Below are 16,981 nucleotides of genomic sequence, written 5' to 3' on the forward strand. Positions count from 1 at the left end.
GACGACCACGCCGACCGACTCGCTGCCGTCATCGACAGCAAGCGCTCAACTCGCCAAGTCAACCGCTCATCCGCCAAGTGAAGCGCTCAGTCACATCGGTGACGAATCTCCCCACCCAGGCGCATCACGACTGGATAACAAACCGCCAAATCGGGAATAAATTCGACCCTGGCCCGGTTAGACCTGGCATCTCTACGAAAGGGCTGTACTTGTCGGATTCGCCGAGACCTCACCGCGGCCAGGGTTCCAACGACCCGCTCGAGCCGGCTGACCTGCCGCCGCTCGATCATATTGAGCTCTCGATTCCCGACTTCCCCACGCTCTCGCCGGACAAGCCCGTGATCCGGGCGGTCCCGCACCACGACGAGCTGAACCCCCGCGGCACCGTCATCCTCTGCGAGGAGTGCAAGGCGGGCCGTGACTGGCTGCTCCTCAACGTCCGCCAGCACGTCTTCGTGCGCTGCCGCTGCGGCCACGAGTGGCTGGAGGAGGCTCTGACGGTCGAGTACTTCGAGCAGCACTTCTCGGCGCCGGAGACCGCCTGGGACGACTTCGAGACGGCGATGGCCTCGACCGGCTACGACGGAGCCTGGGCGGGCTTGTACCTCAACTGAGCCGGCGGGCCGTAGCCGCCGCCGGCGCTCGCACTGTCCTGGTGGCTGGCTTCGGTGGACTCGGCGAAACGACGACGGGGCGGCACCGCGAGAAATCGCGGCGCCGCCCCGTCGTCGTTGCCCCGAAGGGCGCCGCGCCTACCGGTCGAGGAGGTGGACGAAGCCGCGCTCGTCCTTCTCGACCAGTCCGGAGTTCAGCAGCCGGGTGAGGCTGAGCCGTACGACCGCGACCCGCAGGCCAAGGTCGGCGGCAAGCTCGTCGGGGGCGGCCGTACCGGAGGCCAGCCCGGCGAGCACCGCTCGGTCGGCGTCGGCGTCAAGCCATCTGCTCACGCGGTAGAGGGCGAAGGCGGACACCCCGCACGCGGTCAGTTCGACGGCGGCCCAGGCGTTGTCGTGGCGCAGACCCGCCGCGACGGCGACAGCGCCCGAGACAGCGGTGAGCGGGATGAACACGACCGCCACGCGGCGCAGGCCACGGCGGGAGATGTTCGGGTTGGTGGTCACGGAGCCTCCTGAGGCAGTGGAGCGTAGCGGGACTGGGAGAAGAAGTCGCAGCCGGTGCGGGGCGGGCGGATCCGGCAGACCCGGCACGGGCGGTCGGGTGTTCCGGGGACGACGTGGTGGTGGCAGAAGGTGCGGCCTCCACCGTCGGCGCGGACCGGGTGGGCGACGACGAGTTCGGCGAGTTGGGCGGTGGTGCTCCACCCGCAGTAGCCCTCGCGGGGGTGTGGCCGCCCGTGCCCGCCGTCGATGCCGCCGACGGCCAACAGGTAGCGGTCGGACGGGGCGAGATAGGCCAGCACGTGGTAGCGGGTCCGCTCCCCGGCGCTGTTCGTGGGGCCGTAGGCGGTGCCGAACGCGCGGGCGATGCCGCCGACGCGGTCGCCACGCAGGTCGAGGGTCTCGGGTTCCAACGGGGCCTCCGTGGTCGCGGTGCTCGACGCGAGGTGCGCGTCGATGACTGGGCCGCCGGGCCGGGGCGCGGCGGCGTGCGAGGGAGGCGCTGGTCAGCAGTGCGGGCAGCGCTGCCGGGGAATCCGGCCGGAGACTTCGGCAACGGCCGGAACACGCACGAGCAGAACTCGCGCGACGAGCAGCTGGAGAGCCATCAGCAGCAGGCCGACGCGGGTTGCGGCGTGCTCCGTGACGAGCAGCGTGTGGAAGACCAGGCCCGCAGCGGCGGCGCTGATCAGGTATTCGGCGAAGGCGAGGCGGCGACGGGCGGACAGACGGGGGGTGCGGGGGATGGCGCGTCCTTTCAGGAGGCCGACGAGGCGGTGGTCGACGGTCGCAGGGTGGAACGGTTGACCAGATCGGTGAGGAAGCCGATGACCAGCTCGGCGGGAGTGTGCCGGTCGAAGGTGCCCCGCCAGCCGGGCTGCCGCGCGGTGCCGTCCAGCGCGATGATCCACGTGGCGACGTGCCGGTTGTCCGGCTGGTAGCCGACGTAGACCCGGGTACACGGCGATGCGACCGCCTGCCATAGATGTCACCTATGAAGCATGCTGACTTGCGGAGGTGCCAGTTGTTGTCGGCGCTGTGGCGGCGGGACTGTCAGGTCTTCTTGTCACTTGTGTACACGCCGCACGTAGCAGAGCTGGGGTGTAGAACGCCGGGTTTCTCGGAAGCCCGATCTCCGGCTGGGCACCCTCCCGTAACTTCCGTCTCACGTTGTTGGCTCACAGCGGCGGACGAGAGGGCGTGGTCTCGACGTTGTCCGGCGGATTCTCAGTGGAGGCGGCTGCGAGCACCAGCCCGGTCTGGGCGACAGCGCTCGTGCTTAGCGGTTCGCCGGGGTTTGGAGCTTCGGCCTGGACCCGGTGCCCGCGAAGATTGGGGGCTGCGGTCGAAGGCGAAGCGGCTGACAGTGCGCGGGTGGCTGGCCGAGGCGGCAACGGGCCGGTTCATGCTCGCGAAGGGCGTGGCCGGGCCAAGCGCCGGGTCAGGCCAGCCGCTAAGGTCACGCGCTGGCGTGGTTGGTCCCGTGTGAGTGCGGCCCGCGAACAGGGTCAACCGGAGCTGGGGTGCACGGGCGCCTAGTCTCAATCCTCCTCGAGGACCGAGAGTGCAGCCCTGGAGAGGGCAGATGGCGCTACGCGGCCGACGGCCTTGATCAGCTCTTCCCAGGCGGTGGTGGCCAGGGCCTCGGTTAGCAGCAGTCCGCGCTCACGCTTCGAAAGGCCGTCTGCGGCAGCCACAGCTGCCAGGGCTTTTGCCCGGTGCTCCGGTTCCGCAATGGTGCGAGCGAGGACGATGGCCTCATGGTTCAGCCCTGCTCGGGACATGGCCCGCGCAACCCGGCGCAAGGCCTTGCTCTTGGTCTGGCCGCCGGGGATGGAGGCAGCCGCGTCCATGGCCTCTTGGTACCTGCCCGCATCGCTCAGGAACCGGCTGACCGCGCTCAGTGCCTCGGCGGCGGTCTCCGGGTGATCGCAGGATGTGGCAAGATCGACGGCCTCCCGGTGCCTGCCCGCGGCGATCGGAAAACTGACGATCTCCACCAGTGTTGATCTTTGACGGGGCTCGTCGGAAATGGCTGTGGCGAGGTCGAAGGCCTGCCGGTATCGCCCGATGCGAGCCGAGACGCGTGCCAGGGCGGCCAGAGCGCTATGACGCGCGTACTTCTCAGTGATCCCCTCCACCTGGTCAGTGATCTGCTCTGCCAGGTTGAGAGCCTCCTCGTGGTGGTCATGCTGTGCGAGGATGGCGGCGGTCTCGGCCAGCGCTGACAGCCGGTCGTCCTCATCGGAGATCCTGCGGGCGAGGTCGGCCGCCTCGCGGTGTCGGCTGGTGTGGGCGAAGGCCCGGGCCAGTTCCTTGAAGAAGTCGTCCCGTTTGGCGGACGAGGGGAGAGAGTCGGCCGACGCCAGAGCCTCTGCGCCCAACTCATCGGCCTCGGAGAGCCGGCCGCTCTGCGCTGCGGTACGGGCTAGGTAGGCAAGGATTGATGTCTTGGACAGGGGATCCGGGACCGTGCGCGCCAGGTTGGCTGCCTGCCGGTGTCGGCTCCTCCGCTCAAGCGAGTAGATCACGTTGAGCAGGGCATGTTCCTGCTCGTCAGCAGAGACGATAGAGAAGGCGAGCTCGATGGCCTCCCGATCCTGGTTAGCTTCAGCGAGCACCTCGGCGATGCTGGCCAGCATGTCGTCCCGCGTCTTCGGGTCATTGAGCCCACAGGCTAGTTTGGCGGTCTGTCGGGCCACCGCAGCTGCCTCGATATGCCTTCCTTCCTCGGCCATCCACTTGGCGATGCTGGCCAGTGCTTCTGCGACGTCGTGCGGGTCGGACGCAGCCGCATCGCGGACGAGGGCGAGAGCCTGGGTGTCGTGTCCATCCCGTACGAGCGCTCTCAGCACCTGACCCGCCTCCGGGAGCTGTTCGAGGAAATCTGGAATGGTCCGGGCCGTCCTCACTGCCAAATCGCTCAGCCTGGCCTCGGCCATCGCGACTGTCAGGACGGTAAGCTCGCGATTTCGCCGGTCCGGGTTGCTGGGCCTCCGAGAGGCCGCCGCAGCGGCGTAGGCGAGATCGGTAGCCTGCTGAAAGCCGCCGGACTCGGCAAGGACAGCGGCGACCTGAATGAGGACTTCGTCCCGCTCCTCGTGGTCGATGATGGCGAGAGCCTGTTCTGCGGCCCGTTCGAGCTCGCCCACTTCCGCCAGGGCGAGGGCGATGGCTCGCTGCGCACAGGCCTTGGCCTCCGGGGCGGCGATGATGCGAACCAGTGCCTGCGCTTCTTCGAACCGTCCGCTCTCGGCAAAGACGCTTGTGATGTCCGCTAGGGCATCGTCCCGCCACTCCGGGTCGGTGATGGCGAGGGCCAGATCGGCGGACCGTTGCTCATGACCAGCCCTAGCCAAGAGAGGGACAAGCTCGGTCGTCATTCGATCCCGGTCCTCGACAGTTGGCACAGCAGCGGCCATCGCGACGGCCTGCTCGTACTGGTGGGCCTCGATCAGATCACCCAGCGCCGAGGAGATCTCGGACGGCTTGAGGCGGTCGGTGCTCTCCCGCACCCAGAGCACCGCGTCAGTGGCAAAGGCCGCGGCCCGTTCCTCCTGCCCCGTGCGGGCCGCGCCCGCGGCGATCTCGGCGAGCATCAGGACCCGCATCTCGCGGTCGTCAACGAGGTGGGACATCTCTGCGGCCTCGTCGAGGAGTTGGGCAACGGACTCCTGGTCCTCACCTGCCTCGGCCAGTCTGACGGCAAGCGTGATCAACCCGGACGCCTTCGAGCGGACATCAGGGAGCCGGCGGACCACTTCGACGGTTTCCCGGAGTTCGCTCGCCTCGCCCCGCAGGCAGGCGATGTCGAGCATCACCACGGTCCGGTATTCACGGTCGTGAATTCCGCTGGCGAGATCCGCGGCAGGGGTGTACTCGCCTGTGAGGGCCACAAGGTGGGAGACCTTGGCCAGGAGGTCGTCCCGCCAACCGCGTTTGCGGGACGACCTCACCACGTCGGCTAGTCGGCGCGCGAAGCCGACAGCCTGCTGGCTCAGCCCCGCCTCCACCGAGCACCGGATCATGGCAACCAGCACAACTACCTGATCCTCGGGGACGGCGATGCCAGCCAGCACCTCGAGGGCCTCTGGTTGACGGCCTTCTCCAGCCAGGCCCCCCGCGACAAAGGACAGCGCAAGGGCGCGCGTCGCGGGGATGTTGACGACGCTCGCGGCCGCCTCCGTCTCCCGGTGTTTGCCCGCGAGAGTGAGCACCATGCTGCTCACTCCCAGAACGTCCGTATCGTTGTCCGGGACGGGGATGGTGTCCGCGAGAGCGATGGCCTCCCCGTAGCACCCGGACCAGGCCAGAACCCGGATCACTCGGACCAACGCGACCAACCGCCGCTCAGCCGTGGCAACAGCGCCCACCAGGGCCACCGCGTGGTCGTTGTCGCCGATGAGAGCGAAGAGTTGCGCGAGGAATTCCAGCAGCCCACGACGGCCGCCGTTGTCCCCTGCCTCCCTGGCTGCCGTCTCCGCCTCGACCAGTACAGGGCGCACCGCCTGTCCGTAACCGAGGAGCAGCAACGTCTGCGCGATCTCGGCCAGCCCCCTCGCTCTGCTCCCCGGAGCGCGCTGGCTCCCCACCAGAGCCAGCGCCCGGTCCACCGCCCCCACCCGGACCCACACCTCCAGTAGCCTCTCCGGGACTTCGGTGCTTTCGTCCAAGAGGGTGTCCCGACACATCGCCAGGCGCAGTGCGAGCGCCGGATCCGGCCCGTCCGGGCCCATGGCACCATTCACGCCAGCTTCGTCGTCCGGTGTCAGTAGAAGATTGAAGGCTGCGGTGATCTCGTCAAGTGCCGCCTGATGTCCGCCGCTGCGGCGCCAAAGGCGTTCGTGGCGGCGTGTGTCGACGACCAGGTCGGCCATCCGCGCCGCATCGCGCTGAGTGCGGAGCATTTGGGAGTAGCTGCGCAGCGCGTACTCCGGGGTCTTCAGCGGCCAGCCGGCCTCGGAGAAGCACGCCACAAACGCGTGAATGCGCTCCCGGGCAGCGTGGAGGGTGGCAGGGGCCAACAAGTCGCAGGCACTGGTGAGGAGCTCCTGGTGCGCGAAGGAGAAGAGAACGGCATCATGGCTGGCTGTGGGCCACTGGGGGACGCGGCGCTGGAAGACTCGGCCAGCCGCCCCCCCGAGAATCAGTTCGACATTTCGCGTCGACTCCTCAGTCAGTTCGGCGAGGTCCCCCGCACTCAGACCACCACCGGCGGCCGCGATCAGGGCGACCAGTTCGCGACCCAGGCCGCCGCCGGTCAGCAGGGCGTCTAGGCTGCGCTCCGCCTCCTCGCGCACCACTTGGGCCGCTGGCGACGGCGCCAACCAGTGATCGATCGCCCGGTCCCGCAGCGGATGGCCCGGGTGGACGTCGCCGGGCACCGGTGGGTTGGGCCGGCCAGCCACCACGATCCGTAACCCGCTTGGCACCTGCCTCGGCAGCAGTGCAGCGATGCTGTGGCCGGAGACGGCACTGATAACCCCGGTGTCCTCGTCAAGACCGTCGACCAACAGGGCCAGTCGGCAGCCGTCTTCCTCGGCACGCTCGACTGCCCGACGTAGTCCGTCGATGAACTGCCCTTGGGTCGCACACTCGAACTCGCGGTCCTCCAGGTACTCACGCAACTGGCGCTGGAAGGTGGCAAGGAAGGCTGCGCGGTCGGAGTTCCCCCCATGGCGTTGGCTGATGAAGAAGGCGAGCACATGCACGCCCGGTGGGGGATCCAGCATGAACTGCGCCAGCAGTGTCGTCTTCCCCGACCAGGGGTCGGCCAGCCACCGCCAGTAGGCGCCCGCGTCGTCCGGTAGCTTGGGGGGTTCCCTGCAGAAGGCCGCCATCTCGGCCAGTTCGTCCACGCGGCCCTCGAAGCGCTCCGCCGCAGCGAACTCCCGAACCTCCAAGCGGTAGCCGGAGGAAGGCACCGCCGGCCGCACCCCCACCGCCGCCAAAACGGGGGCCCTTACCCCGTACCACTCCAGGACCTCGACGAACTCCGGGCTAGTGGCGAACGTGCGGACCGGCAAGGCGTGCAGACGGCGGTTCTCGTGCTCCTCATCGTCGTGAACGACGATGCCGACAAGCTGTCCCTGGCAGAAGACCGCCGATCCCGAGACTCCGCCCCAAGCCTGCCGATTGTCGTCCCGTAAGCGGGGGGCAGCGCCCTGGTCAAGCACGTAGAGGTCATGTACGCCTTCGCCCCCGGACAGCGGAGAGAGTACGCCGTGCAGGTGCTCGACCAGGCGACGTCCCTCCTCGGTCCTGGTCTGGAGAGGATAGCCCAAACCGGTGTACGGCAAGGCAGCAGTGCCGACCGCACGCCCCCAGCGCACCACTCCCGGCACGTCAACGGGCATATCCAAGCGCAACAGGGCCGCATCCCGGCCACCAGGGTCGGTCCAGCAGACAGTGCCCACTCGGCGTTCGACCGCCCCGGCCCGCGGGTGGCCCACTCGAACGACAATCCTCGGCCATAGTTCGTGAGCGTCATCGACGACGACATGGCGTGCGGTCAGCACCAACCGGGGCGCAACGAGGTAGCCCGACCCTGCCTTGCGGCGGCCCGTACCATCACATCGGATGTCTGCCAGCCTGCGCTCGTCCACGCGCTCGTCTCAACTCTGGACCTGGTCGGTGCCGCGTCTCGGTCAGTCCTCGTCCCAGGAGCCGGTCTCTTGTGCCCCTACCTCAGCTTGCCCGCCACCGGTGGCTCGGTCCCTGACCTTCAGCTTGAGGGTCAGTTTGTGGGTGCGCGTCGACCCCGTCGACCCGCTGGCTCCTACTGTCGCCACGCCGAACTTCAACTTCCCGTCGGCGCGGCCCTCGTTACGCAACTCTAGTAGCAGTTCCAGCTGGGCCTCCTCGATCTCGAACGCGAGCTGCTGCCCTGCTCCCGCGTCCTGGGCCAGGTACAGTTCCTGCCGCAGCTCCTCGATCGCCGATGCCAGCCCAATCTCCGTCATCCTGTATTCCCGTCTCACCTGCCGGGGGTGACCATTGCAGCCCCGGATCCGGTCTCGGCAGCTCAAGGTGGCGGCCGATCAGATAGCAGTCTGCCCAACGTGGTTGTGCCACGCCAGTCCCGGCAGAGGTGTGCAGGCGTGTGGTGTAGAGGTTCGACCACCGCGTCTGGCAGCGGCGGCGGGCGCGACCTGGCCTGGCCCGACCCGTCGCCCAGGCAACCACCTCGACGGCCTGCTCCACACCGACCGTATGCGTCCCGGCGTCACCCCTATCCCGGTCGAGGAGTACCGCGACACTGGGTCAACCTGTACCTACTGTCGCCTGCGGGCGGCCGGTATACCCGACCGCCACAACCGATTCACGACCTCGACAGTTGGCTGACGAGAGTGGTGGGGCCAACTACGGACGGTTTGTGTCAACCAAAGGCTGTAGCCGAAGGGGATGCGACCGCCTGCCATAGAGGTCACCTACGAAGTATGCTGACCTGCGGAGGTGTCAGTTGCTATCGGTCCTGTGGCGGCGGGACCGACAGGTCTTTTTGCCACTTGCGTACACGCCGTACGTAGCAGGGCTGGGGTGTGGAACGCCGGGTTTCTCGGAAACCCGATCCATGGTTGGGCGCCCTCCCGTAGCTTCCGTCTCACGTTGTTGGCTCGCAGCGGAAGGCGAGAGGGCGTGGTCTCGACTTTGCCCGGCGGATTCTCAGTGGAGGCGGCTGCGAGCACCAGCCTGTGGTCCGATGTCTGTGCTCTGGGAGACCTTGCCCTTCTTCACCCGGGGTTCGGCGCCTTCAGGAAGACGTTGAGCCTTTCCACCGGCTGGAGCGATCGGTGGACCGCGACATGGCGCTTCGGCCGTACCCCGGTCACCTGTTCGGTCCGGAACCTCGGCGAGGTCGAAGCGGTACAGAGCCGACCGGTTCGTCGCTTCACGTGGCGAACGGGCCAGTGGCACAGGCCGGGCCTGGAGTACCTCGTCAGCACCGACCGGCACCACGGCTTCGAGAGCTTCGAGGAGGAGCTGCTGCTCCTCCTAGCCGACTTCGCGGGTGATCTGGAGGAGGCGCTGGCCCAGCCCTTCCGCCTTCGGTTCCTCACCGCGGACGGCGGGAGGGGCGAGCACACCCCGGACTTCCTGCTACTGACCGGCTCGGGACCGTGGCTGCTGGATGTCCGGCCGGCCGGGCGCATCCGCCCGGAGGACGAGGTGAGGTTCGCGGCGGCGGCCGAGGCCGCGCTGGCCGTGGGCTGGAACTACAGCCTGGTGACCGGTTGGCGCAGCCACGTGGTGAGGATCGTCGATGCTCTGTCGGCGGGCCGACGGGAGCTGACTGATCACCTCGGCCTCCAGGGCGAGTTGATCCGGGCCGCCGAGTTGGGGCCGTTCCCGTTCGGCGAGCTGGTCGAGCAGTGCAGCTACCCGGCGATCGCCCGGGCCCACGCTCTCCACCTGCTGTGGCACCGGAATCTGGGCATCGACATGTCCGCACCGCTGACCGACACGAGCCCGGTCCGCCTGGCGCTGGGCAACCACCTGCGCGGAGGAGAGCGGTGACGGCACCCGCCGCGGCTGCCTGGGATCTGGCACCCGGCAACGAGCTGATCATCGACGGTGCCGAGTGGATGGTGGAGACGTTCGAGCCCCAGGTGGGCAAGGTGGTTCTGGTCCCGGCCGATGGGCCTTCCTGGCACACCTCGGTGCGGGAGCTGATGCATCACCCCGGGTGCCGCCAGTCGACCCGCACGCGCAGGGACCTGCCGGCAGCGAGCCGGGGCCGCCAGCCGAAGACGATGACCGACCTGACGCCGGAGAAGCAGCGGCTGACCCTGTTGCGGCTGGCCCACCTCCACGAGGTAGAGACCGGCTTCCTCAGCGGTGACGCGCTGCTGGCGGGGCCGGCCGAACCGCGTCCGCAGTACGACCCGGACGCCACCACGCTGACGCAGCGCCGGCAGGCGAAGGCGGAGGAACTGCGCCTGGCCGCGGTCGAGAACCCCGACCAGGCCGCCGCGCTGGGCCTGAAACGGGTCGGCTACCGGACGCTGATCCGCTGGGACATGGCCCGGCGCCGGTTCGGCCCGGTCGGCCTGGCGGACGACCGATGGCTTCGCGAGGCGACCGGGCGCCGGATCTCACCGGCGGTGCGGGAAGCGCTGTTCGCGGTCCAGGCGGAGACGCTGCACCGCTCCAAGCTCAGCGCGAAGGACCGGGAGCGTCTGATCCACCAGTATGTCCGGGAGACCTTCGGCCTCGACGAGCCGGTGCCGAGCTACACGACGCTGCGGACGGTGTGGAAGGAGTGGTTCGGCTCCGGCGGAGCACGGCAGCGGTATCTGCGCTCGGCTGCCCGCGCCCAGGAGGTGGCGACGGGCAGGCATGTTGTGGTCCACCGGCCGGGCCAGGTGGTGGCGCTCGACACCACGATCCTGCCGGTCAAGGTCCGCGAGAACGTCTTCGGCGACCCGGTGTCCGTCCACCTGACGCTGGCCTTGGATGTGTACACGCATTCGATCGTGGCGTTCCGGCTGACGCTGGTCTCCGACACCTCGGTCGACGTGGCCATGGTGCTGCGGGACGTGATGATGCCGTTGCCGATGCGGCCGGACTGGGGTGAGGACATGGAGTGGGCCTACCCTGGTGTCCCGGCCACGCTGGTGGCCGAGTTCGCCGGGCACAAGGTCGCGGGCCTGCCGTTCTTCGCCCCCGAGACTGTCACGACCGACCACGGCTCGGTCTACAAGAACCACCATCTGATCGAGGTCCAGCGGGTGATCGGGGCGAACATCCGCCCAAGTCGGGTCCTTCGTCCGACCGACAAGCAGGCCGTGGAGAGGGCGTTCGGGGCCATCCAGTCCCTGCTGTTCAGGATCCTGCCGGGCTACCAGGGGGTGGACGCGGCCGACCGCGGCGTGGACCCGGAGGGCGACGCCGTCCTGACCGTGGCCGAGATGGAGCACTTGGTTGCCACCTGGGTCGTCTCGGTGTGGCAGCGGCGTCGATTCGGGACCTATGCGCCGAGCTGGGACCCGGCCGGTGACCACAGCCCCAATAGTCTGTTTGCGGCCTCGATGGCGCAGGGCGGCTTCGCGCTGCAGATCCCCCGTCCGGAGCTGTACTACCAGCTGCTGCCGACCCACCGGGTGATGATCCACGGCAAGCGCGGCGTGAAGATCAAGAACCTCTGGTACGACGGCGTCGCGCTGGACCCCTACCGGTTCACGCTCTCCGGGCGGGGCGGGACCGCGAAGAACAAGTACGTCTTCCAGCGCGACCCGCGCGACCCGTGCCTGGTGTTCTTCCAGGACCCGCGCACCCACGACTGGCACACCCTGCGCTGGACCGGCCTGCCGGAGGAGGGCGAGGTGCCCGCGTTCGGCGACGCGCGGGTGCGCGAGGTCATGCGCGAGGTCCGCAGCCGCGGCCTGGCCCCGAAGCGCGATGCGGAACTGCTGCCGCTCCTGCTTGAGTTGATCGGCGGCCACATCCCCGTCGAGCAGTGGCCGACCCGGCTGGCCAAAGGCCGGCGCACTGAGCACGCCCGCGAGGTGGCACAGGCGGCCGCGGCGGCCGCCGACCGTCCACCGGGCGCAACCGGCGCCGCCTGGCGGGCAGCGAACGAGGATGCGGCCACCGTGGTGCCGCTGCGGTGGCGGGAACGGGCCCGGCAGGGGCAGGCGGCGGTGGACGACGAGCGCCGCCGCCGGCGCCAGGACGCGGTGCCCGAGCGGCCCGCTCCGCCCCCGGCACTCGGGCAGCGGCTGCGCGAACGCAGCCTGCTCGCCCTGCCGGACGACGACGAGTACCAGGACACCGGGGGAGAACTGTGAGCGGCGCCGGGAGCACACCACCGTGGGCCGGCGCGGCCACGTTCCTGCCCGGGCCGCCACTGGATCGCACCCGGCACGACGGCTGGACGCGCTGGCGCACCACCCGGACGAGTTTCGTCCCGGCACCGGTGCTGTCGGGCGAGGAGTACGAGCGGCTAGGCAAGCGCCAGCGCCGCATCTACGATCTGCACCGCCTGGCCACCCATAGCAGCCTGCCCGTTCAGGCCACCCCGATGAGCGAGTCCGTCGCCTGGCTGGTGCGCACGCGGATCGAGGACGGCGCGTTCAGCCACAAGTCGGGCACCCGTACCGGGGTGATGGTCAACGGCGGCGGCGCCCAGGGCAAGACCGAGACCGTGTGCGAGGCGGTGGCCGCGTTCGAGGACGAGTGGCTGACCCTGAACCAGCAGGTGAACCCGGACGCGATGCCCGGCACCCGCGACCTGTTCGCCCCGGTCGCGTACGTGCGGTGCCCGGTCAAGGCCACCCCGATCTCCACCTGCCAGCGCATCCTCGACTTCTACGGCGAGGACTACAAGGGGATGCGCCTGGAGGACCTCGTCCGCACGGTGAAAGCCGCGATCGCCGACCATGCCACCAGGGCGCTGGTGATCGACGACATTACGAGGCTCAAGCTCCACCGCGAGGCGGACCAGGACGTACTGGACCTGATCCGCGAGATGATGAGCATGCCGGTCACCCTGATCCTCGTCGGGGTCGGCATCCCCACCTCCGGCCTGCTGCGGGACGGCCGGCGCGACCCCGTCACCAGGCAGTGGCTCTTCCCGCCGGTCAAGGACCGCGGCCGCAGCCCCAACGCCGACGCCGCGACCCAGCACGAACGCCGTTTCGAGCTGATCGACCTCGATGCGTTCAGCTACGACACCCCCGCGCAGATCGAAGCCTGGACCGCGCACCTGCGGGGCCTGGAGAGCTGTCTGCGGCTGTTGAACGACACCGACGGCATGCTCACCGACGGCGGTATGCCCGAGTACCTGTTCCGGCGCACCAACGGTGTCGTCGGCCTGTTGGAGAAGCTGATCCAGACCGGCTGCCGCCACGCCATGGAGACCGGGGCCGAGCACCTGACGGTGGACCTCCTGCAACGGTGCACGCTCAGCCCCACCGACCTGCCCGACCTGGACGCCGACTCCGGCGAACAGCCTGAGATCCCGCAGGTGCCGAAGAAGAAGCGGCCGGGCCGCAACACCGTCTTCGACGACGACGGCCCGACGGGGGCGGTGGGGTGACCGGCACCCTCGGCACACCCGGCACGCTGGCCCGCAGTCTCGCCCCGTTGCCCGAGGAGTCGCTGCCGGGCTTCCTGCTGCGGCTCGCCCACCGGCTGAACCGCACGCCGGCCCGGATCGCCGTGCTCACCGGCCTCGCCCCCTACCGGCTCGGCCACACGGTCAAGCTGCCCGCGCACCTGCTGGTGGCCCTGCGGCCGGAGTCCGCGGCCCGATTCGCCGCCACGACCCGCCTGACGCCGGACGAAGTGCAAGCACTGGGGCTGCGACCGCGCCAGGTGGCGTACCCGCCGATCGCGGATGCCGGGGAACGCCAGGACGGCCGGTTCGGCTCCAACGTGTGGGCGTTCACCGCGGCCAGCCGCTTCTGCCCCCCGTGCCTGGCAGGAGACGGCACAGCGGTTCAGGACGCGCACGGCGGCTCCTGGCGTCTGCCGTGGCACCTGCCGGTCGTCTTCGCCTGCACCCGCCACCAGCGCCTGCTCGAGCACCTCTGCCCGCGCTGCCGCCGGCCCCTCAACGTGTCCGTCCAGGGCCGGGCGGCCCTGATCCTGCACCCGACCGGTCACGTCCTGCACCCGGGCCAGTGCCGCAACCACGCGCCGGACGCCGGCACCCGCAAACCCAGGCCCGTGTGCGGTGCCGATCTCACCTCTGCGGCCCCGGGTATGGGCGCGATACCGGACACCGACCTCGGCGTCCTGCTCGATCTCCAGAGTCGGCTGTGGACGAGACTGGCGTCGCCGACCGCCGCCGAGCCGCTGTTCTTCCCGGACCTGATCGCCGCCAGCCAGTTGATCACCATCTCGTGGCCGGCCGCCGTCGACGAACTCAGCCTGCCTCAGCTGCAGGTCGACGCCCTCGACGAGCACATCCACGCCGTGCGCCGGCGTACGGCCGACCGCCCCCACGGGGACAACGGCCGCATCGTCATCGGACCGCCACCCGCGGCCGCCGCCTGCGCGAGCCTGCTCGCCTTCAGCGAGCGCCTGATCACCCACCCGGATCCGGCCGGTGCCCGCGACGCCGTCCAGACACTGGCACGACGGGCCGTCGAGCGCGACCGCACCCGCTTCGCCGGCATTGTCCGGCGCGGACAGATCTCTCTGCCACTCGCCCGCGCCCTCGCAGTCCAGCGGGGCGGCTTCCACGCCACAGCCGGCGTCGGCACATCCGCGGCCCTGCGCGTGCCGACGCGCACCTGCCGCTTCACGGCCCAGGAGATCCCCCAGCTCCTGCCGGCCGCTACGTACGAGCGCCACCTGGCCCCCTTCACCACCCGCCTCACCGTCGCCAGCCGCAACAACGCGCGCCTGGTGCGGCGGGCCGCCACCCTCAAGCTCGCCGAGATGACCGGCGGCGGCACCCTGGCCGACGGCGCCCGCCTGCTCGGTATCCCACGCGGCCACGCCCTCTCCGGCCTTCAGCAGCTCCGCCTGCGTACGGCCGGCGAACACGCCTGGCAGCAGTTCCTCCTCGGGCTCGACACGATCGCCGCCGAACTCGACGATCAGGAAGACCGCATCGACTACCAGCGCCGCCGAACGACGCTCGAAGACTGGATCATCCCGCCGGCCCACTGGGCGTACCTCGCCGACGGCCTGCCCGGCCTCGACGCAACTCCCGGACTGCGGACCTGCGCGTCGGTCCTGGTGTGGACCCAGGTCACCGAGGGCGAGCACCTGTTCAGCCCGCTGGTCCGGGACCGCGGCTGGGGACGGCAGCTGCCGGGCGGCCCCGACCTCGTCCACGAGCTGACCTACCTCACGGGCGCCCGCCGCGGCGACAAGGCGCGCCTCCTGACCCGGCTGGCGGCCTACACGCAGCAGACAGCCGCCTGGTGCGACAGCGGCATACGGGCCGATGACCAGGGAGCGACCCCATGACCTTGCGGCCGCTGCCCCGCAGCCTGGCCCCGCTGCCCGACGAATCGCTGCCCGGCTTCCTGCTGCGGCTGGCCACGCGCCTTGACCGCTCCCCGAGCCGCCTTGCCACCCTGTGCGGCCTCACCGAACGGCCCGGCCGTATCCCCCTCGGCCTGCTGCAGGAACTGCCCGACACCACGGCCCGGGCCTTCGCCCATGCGGCCGGCCTCAGCATCGCCGAGGCCGACGACCTGACACTGCAACGGTTCGCAACCCCGTACCCGCCGCTGCGGGCCATACGCGCGGTCCCGCAGCGGACCACCGTCATACTCGCAACCCAGTGGGCACTCGACTTCTCCACCCGCTACTGCCCGAAGTGCCTGCACAGCGATGCCAGCGAGATCCAGCAGGCACTCGGCGGGGCCTTCAAACTCCAGTGGCACCTGCCCGTGACCTTCGCCTGCCAGGTCCACCACCGCCTGCTGGAGAGCATCTGTCCGGCCTGCTGCCGTCCCCTCAACACCGCCACGCTGGACCGCCTCAACCTGGTCAACAGCCCCCGAGCGTCGCACCTGCACGCGCTGCAGTGCCGTAACGAGGTCGCCCTCACGGGTTCCGTCCGACATGGCAGCCGCCAGTGCGGCGCCTGGATCGACGGCCGCGACGCCGCAGGCGAGAACGAAGCCACCCACCTGTCTCGGGCGGATCTCGACCGGCTCCTCGCCGTCCAACGCACCATCGACCAGCGCCTCCACCACGGTCCGGGCACGGTGAGGAGCGACGAGCCATCCTTCGCCTCGTACTTCGCGGACCTGATCATGGCCGCGCACGTGATCAGGCTCAGCTGGCCGCTCGGCGCCCACCTGCTGCCCTCGGCCCGCCTTCAAGCGCTCCTCGACACCCACGCCGGACCGCTGACGGCCCTGGTCCAACGGCAAACCACCGGACCGCACCCCAGACGTACCGGCGCCCGGGCGGCGCCCACCGACTCCGGGCAGTGCGCGGCGCTGTTGCTCGCCGCCGACACCCTGATCGCCGAACGCGACCCGACCCTGCTCCGCGAGCAGGCCCAGCCGCTGATACGCGCCGCCTACAGCAGCGCACCGTTGTACAGCGGCCAGATCTCCAGGTCGCTCGACATCTCACCCCGCCTCGCGCGGGCCCTCGCCCTCAGGAGCTACGGAAGCCACGGCCACCGGAGCCTGCGCGCCCCGGGACCAAAGCACCGCTACTCGGCGCAGGAGGTACCGGCCTACCTGCCACAGGCCTGGTTCGACACCTACTTCGAGGACTTCCTCGACCGCATCCCGCAGGCCCATCGCCCCCGGCCGCGCGCCGTTCGCCGCGCGGCGTCCCTGAAACTGGCGGAACTAGCCTGCGGCGTCCCCTGGACAGGGTGTGCCGAGATCCTGGGACTTCCACCGGGGACGGCCGCCAAGCTCCGCAGCATTCTCGGCGCCCGCCTCGAAGCCGGCCGGATGTGGCCGGAGTTCGAACTCAGGGTCGGCCGTATCGCCGACCACCTCGACACCATCGACGACCGCGTCGACTACGCGACCAGACGCCGCAGGCTGGCCACCTGGCGCATGCCCGGCCAGGACTGGCGTGCCCTGTCCGGCGGCATCCCCCGCCTGACCAGGCTCCACCAGCACGGCGACCCGGCCATCGGCACCGTCCTCGTGTGGAGCGAGGCCACCCAGGGCGAGCCCGTCCACAGCCCCCTGATGCGCGAACTTCGGCACCGCGGCGGCGACTGCGCGACGCTCAGCCAGGAGGTCAAGCACCTTCGGGCGGAACACCTTTGCGGCGCGCGGCTCCACCTGCGCCGGCGGCTCGACACCTACGCATCACTGCTGGGCGCGGCCTGCGACCGAGGGAAGGACCTCCAGGTGAACACCGACGACGTCCTGGCGACGGCCGAAACGGGCACAACGGCAGTGTCGGCTGCTGCCCGGTGA

At 69.9% G+C, this 16,981-nt stretch carries 11 protein-coding genes; 6 read left to right on the forward strand and 5 right to left on the reverse strand.

The genetic code is table 11. The annotated features are described in order from the left end of the window. Positions 1 to 209 precede the first annotated feature (209 nt). A complete protein-coding gene (locus ACFXHB_RS10100) occupies positions 210 to 614 on the forward strand; it encodes a hypothetical protein (protein WP_380573441.1) in 405 nt (134 codons plus the stop codon). A gap of 138 nt (positions 615 to 752) precedes the next feature. Here ACFXHB_RS10100 and ACFXHB_RS10105 read toward each other — a convergent pair whose 3' ends face one another. The 5 genes from ACFXHB_RS10105 to ACFXHB_RS10125 all read right to left on the reverse strand — a co-directional run bounded on the left by ACFXHB_RS10105 (position 753) and on the right by ACFXHB_RS10125 (position 8,080). After that, positions 753 to 1,121 carry a hypothetical protein gene (locus ACFXHB_RS10105; protein WP_380573442.1) on the reverse strand — a complete coding sequence of 123 codons (369 nt, stop codon included), beginning with the start codon at positions 1,119 to 1,121 and terminating at the stop codon, positions 753 to 755. Then, positions 1,118 to 1,531 (reverse strand): hypothetical protein, encoded by a 414-nt coding sequence (locus ACFXHB_RS10110; RefSeq protein ID WP_380573443.1) that lies wholly within the window; start codon positions 1,529 to 1,531, stop codon positions 1,118 to 1,120. Before ACFXHB_RS10110 ends, ACFXHB_RS10105 begins: the two co-directional genes overlap by 4 nt. Before the next feature lie 344 nt (positions 1,532 to 1,875). Further along, positions 1,876 to 2,025 carry a DUF317 domain-containing protein gene (locus ACFXHB_RS10115; RefSeq protein WP_380573559.1) on the reverse strand — a complete coding sequence of 50 codons (150 nt, stop codon included), beginning with the start codon at positions 2,023 to 2,025 and terminating at the stop codon, positions 1,876 to 1,878. Between the two features lie 634 nt (positions 2,026 to 2,659). Beyond that, entirely contained in the window at positions 2,660 to 7,723 is a 5,064-nt protein-coding gene (locus ACFXHB_RS10120; protein WP_380573445.1) for a trypsin-like peptidase domain-containing protein, read from the reverse strand. Positions 7,724 to 7,765: 42 nt separating this feature from the next. Next, positions 7,766 to 8,080, reverse strand: coding sequence for a trypco2 family protein (locus tag ACFXHB_RS10125; RefSeq protein ID WP_380573446.1), 315 nt, complete (start codon positions 8,078 to 8,080; stop codon positions 7,766 to 7,768). Positions 8,081 to 8,882: 802 nt separating this feature from the next. On the opposite strand from ACFXHB_RS10125, the gene ACFXHB_RS10130 reads away from it, so the two are divergent. From ACFXHB_RS10130 to ACFXHB_RS10150, 5 genes are all read left to right on the forward strand, one after another. Continuing rightward, the gene (locus ACFXHB_RS10130; RefSeq protein WP_380573448.1) at positions 8,883 to 9,635 is read left to right on the forward strand and encodes a TnsA-like heteromeric transposase endonuclease subunit; all 753 of its coding nucleotides are present in this window, start codon (positions 8,883 to 8,885) and stop codon (positions 9,633 to 9,635) included. 68 nt (positions 9,636 to 9,703) lie between these two features. Next, a complete protein-coding gene (locus ACFXHB_RS10135) occupies positions 9,704 to 11,908 on the forward strand; it encodes a transposase (RefSeq protein WP_380573560.1) in 2,205 nt (734 codons plus the stop codon). Next, the gene (locus tag ACFXHB_RS10140; protein WP_380573449.1) at positions 11,905 to 13,158 is read left to right on the forward strand and encodes an AAA family ATPase; all 1,254 of its coding nucleotides are present in this window, start codon (positions 11,905 to 11,907) and stop codon (positions 13,156 to 13,158) included. The genes ACFXHB_RS10135 and ACFXHB_RS10140 overlap by 4 nt, the downstream gene beginning before the upstream one ends. After that, positions 13,155 to 15,044, forward strand: a complete 1,890-nt coding sequence (locus ACFXHB_RS10145) for a TniQ family protein (RefSeq protein WP_380573450.1) — start codon at positions 13,155 to 13,157, stop codon at positions 15,042 to 15,044. The genes ACFXHB_RS10140 and ACFXHB_RS10145 overlap by 4 nt, the downstream gene beginning before the upstream one ends. Next, a complete protein-coding gene (locus tag ACFXHB_RS10150) occupies positions 15,041 to 16,981 on the forward strand; it encodes a TniQ family protein (RefSeq protein ID WP_380573451.1) in 1,941 nt (646 codons plus the stop codon). Before ACFXHB_RS10145 ends, ACFXHB_RS10150 begins: the two co-directional genes overlap by 4 nt.

This window comes from Kitasatospora sp. NPDC059327 (assembly GCF_042752535.1).
In the GTDB taxonomy this organism is placed as follows: Bacteria; Actinomycetota; Actinomycetes; order Streptomycetales; family Streptomycetaceae; genus Kitasatospora.

Coding starts and splice junctions, on each gene's coding strand:
- ACFXHB_RS10150 (WP_380573451.1), top strand. CDS start 15,041: ATGACCTTGCGGCCGCTGCCCCGCAGCCTGGCCCCGCTGCCCGACGAA.
- ACFXHB_RS10125 (WP_380573446.1), bottom strand. CDS start 8,080: ATGACGGAGATTGGGCTGGCATCGGCGATCGAGGAGCTGCGGCAGGAA.
- ACFXHB_RS10135 (WP_380573560.1), top strand. CDS start 9,704: ATGGTGGAGACGTTCGAGCCCCAGGTGGGCAAGGTGGTTCTGGTCCCG.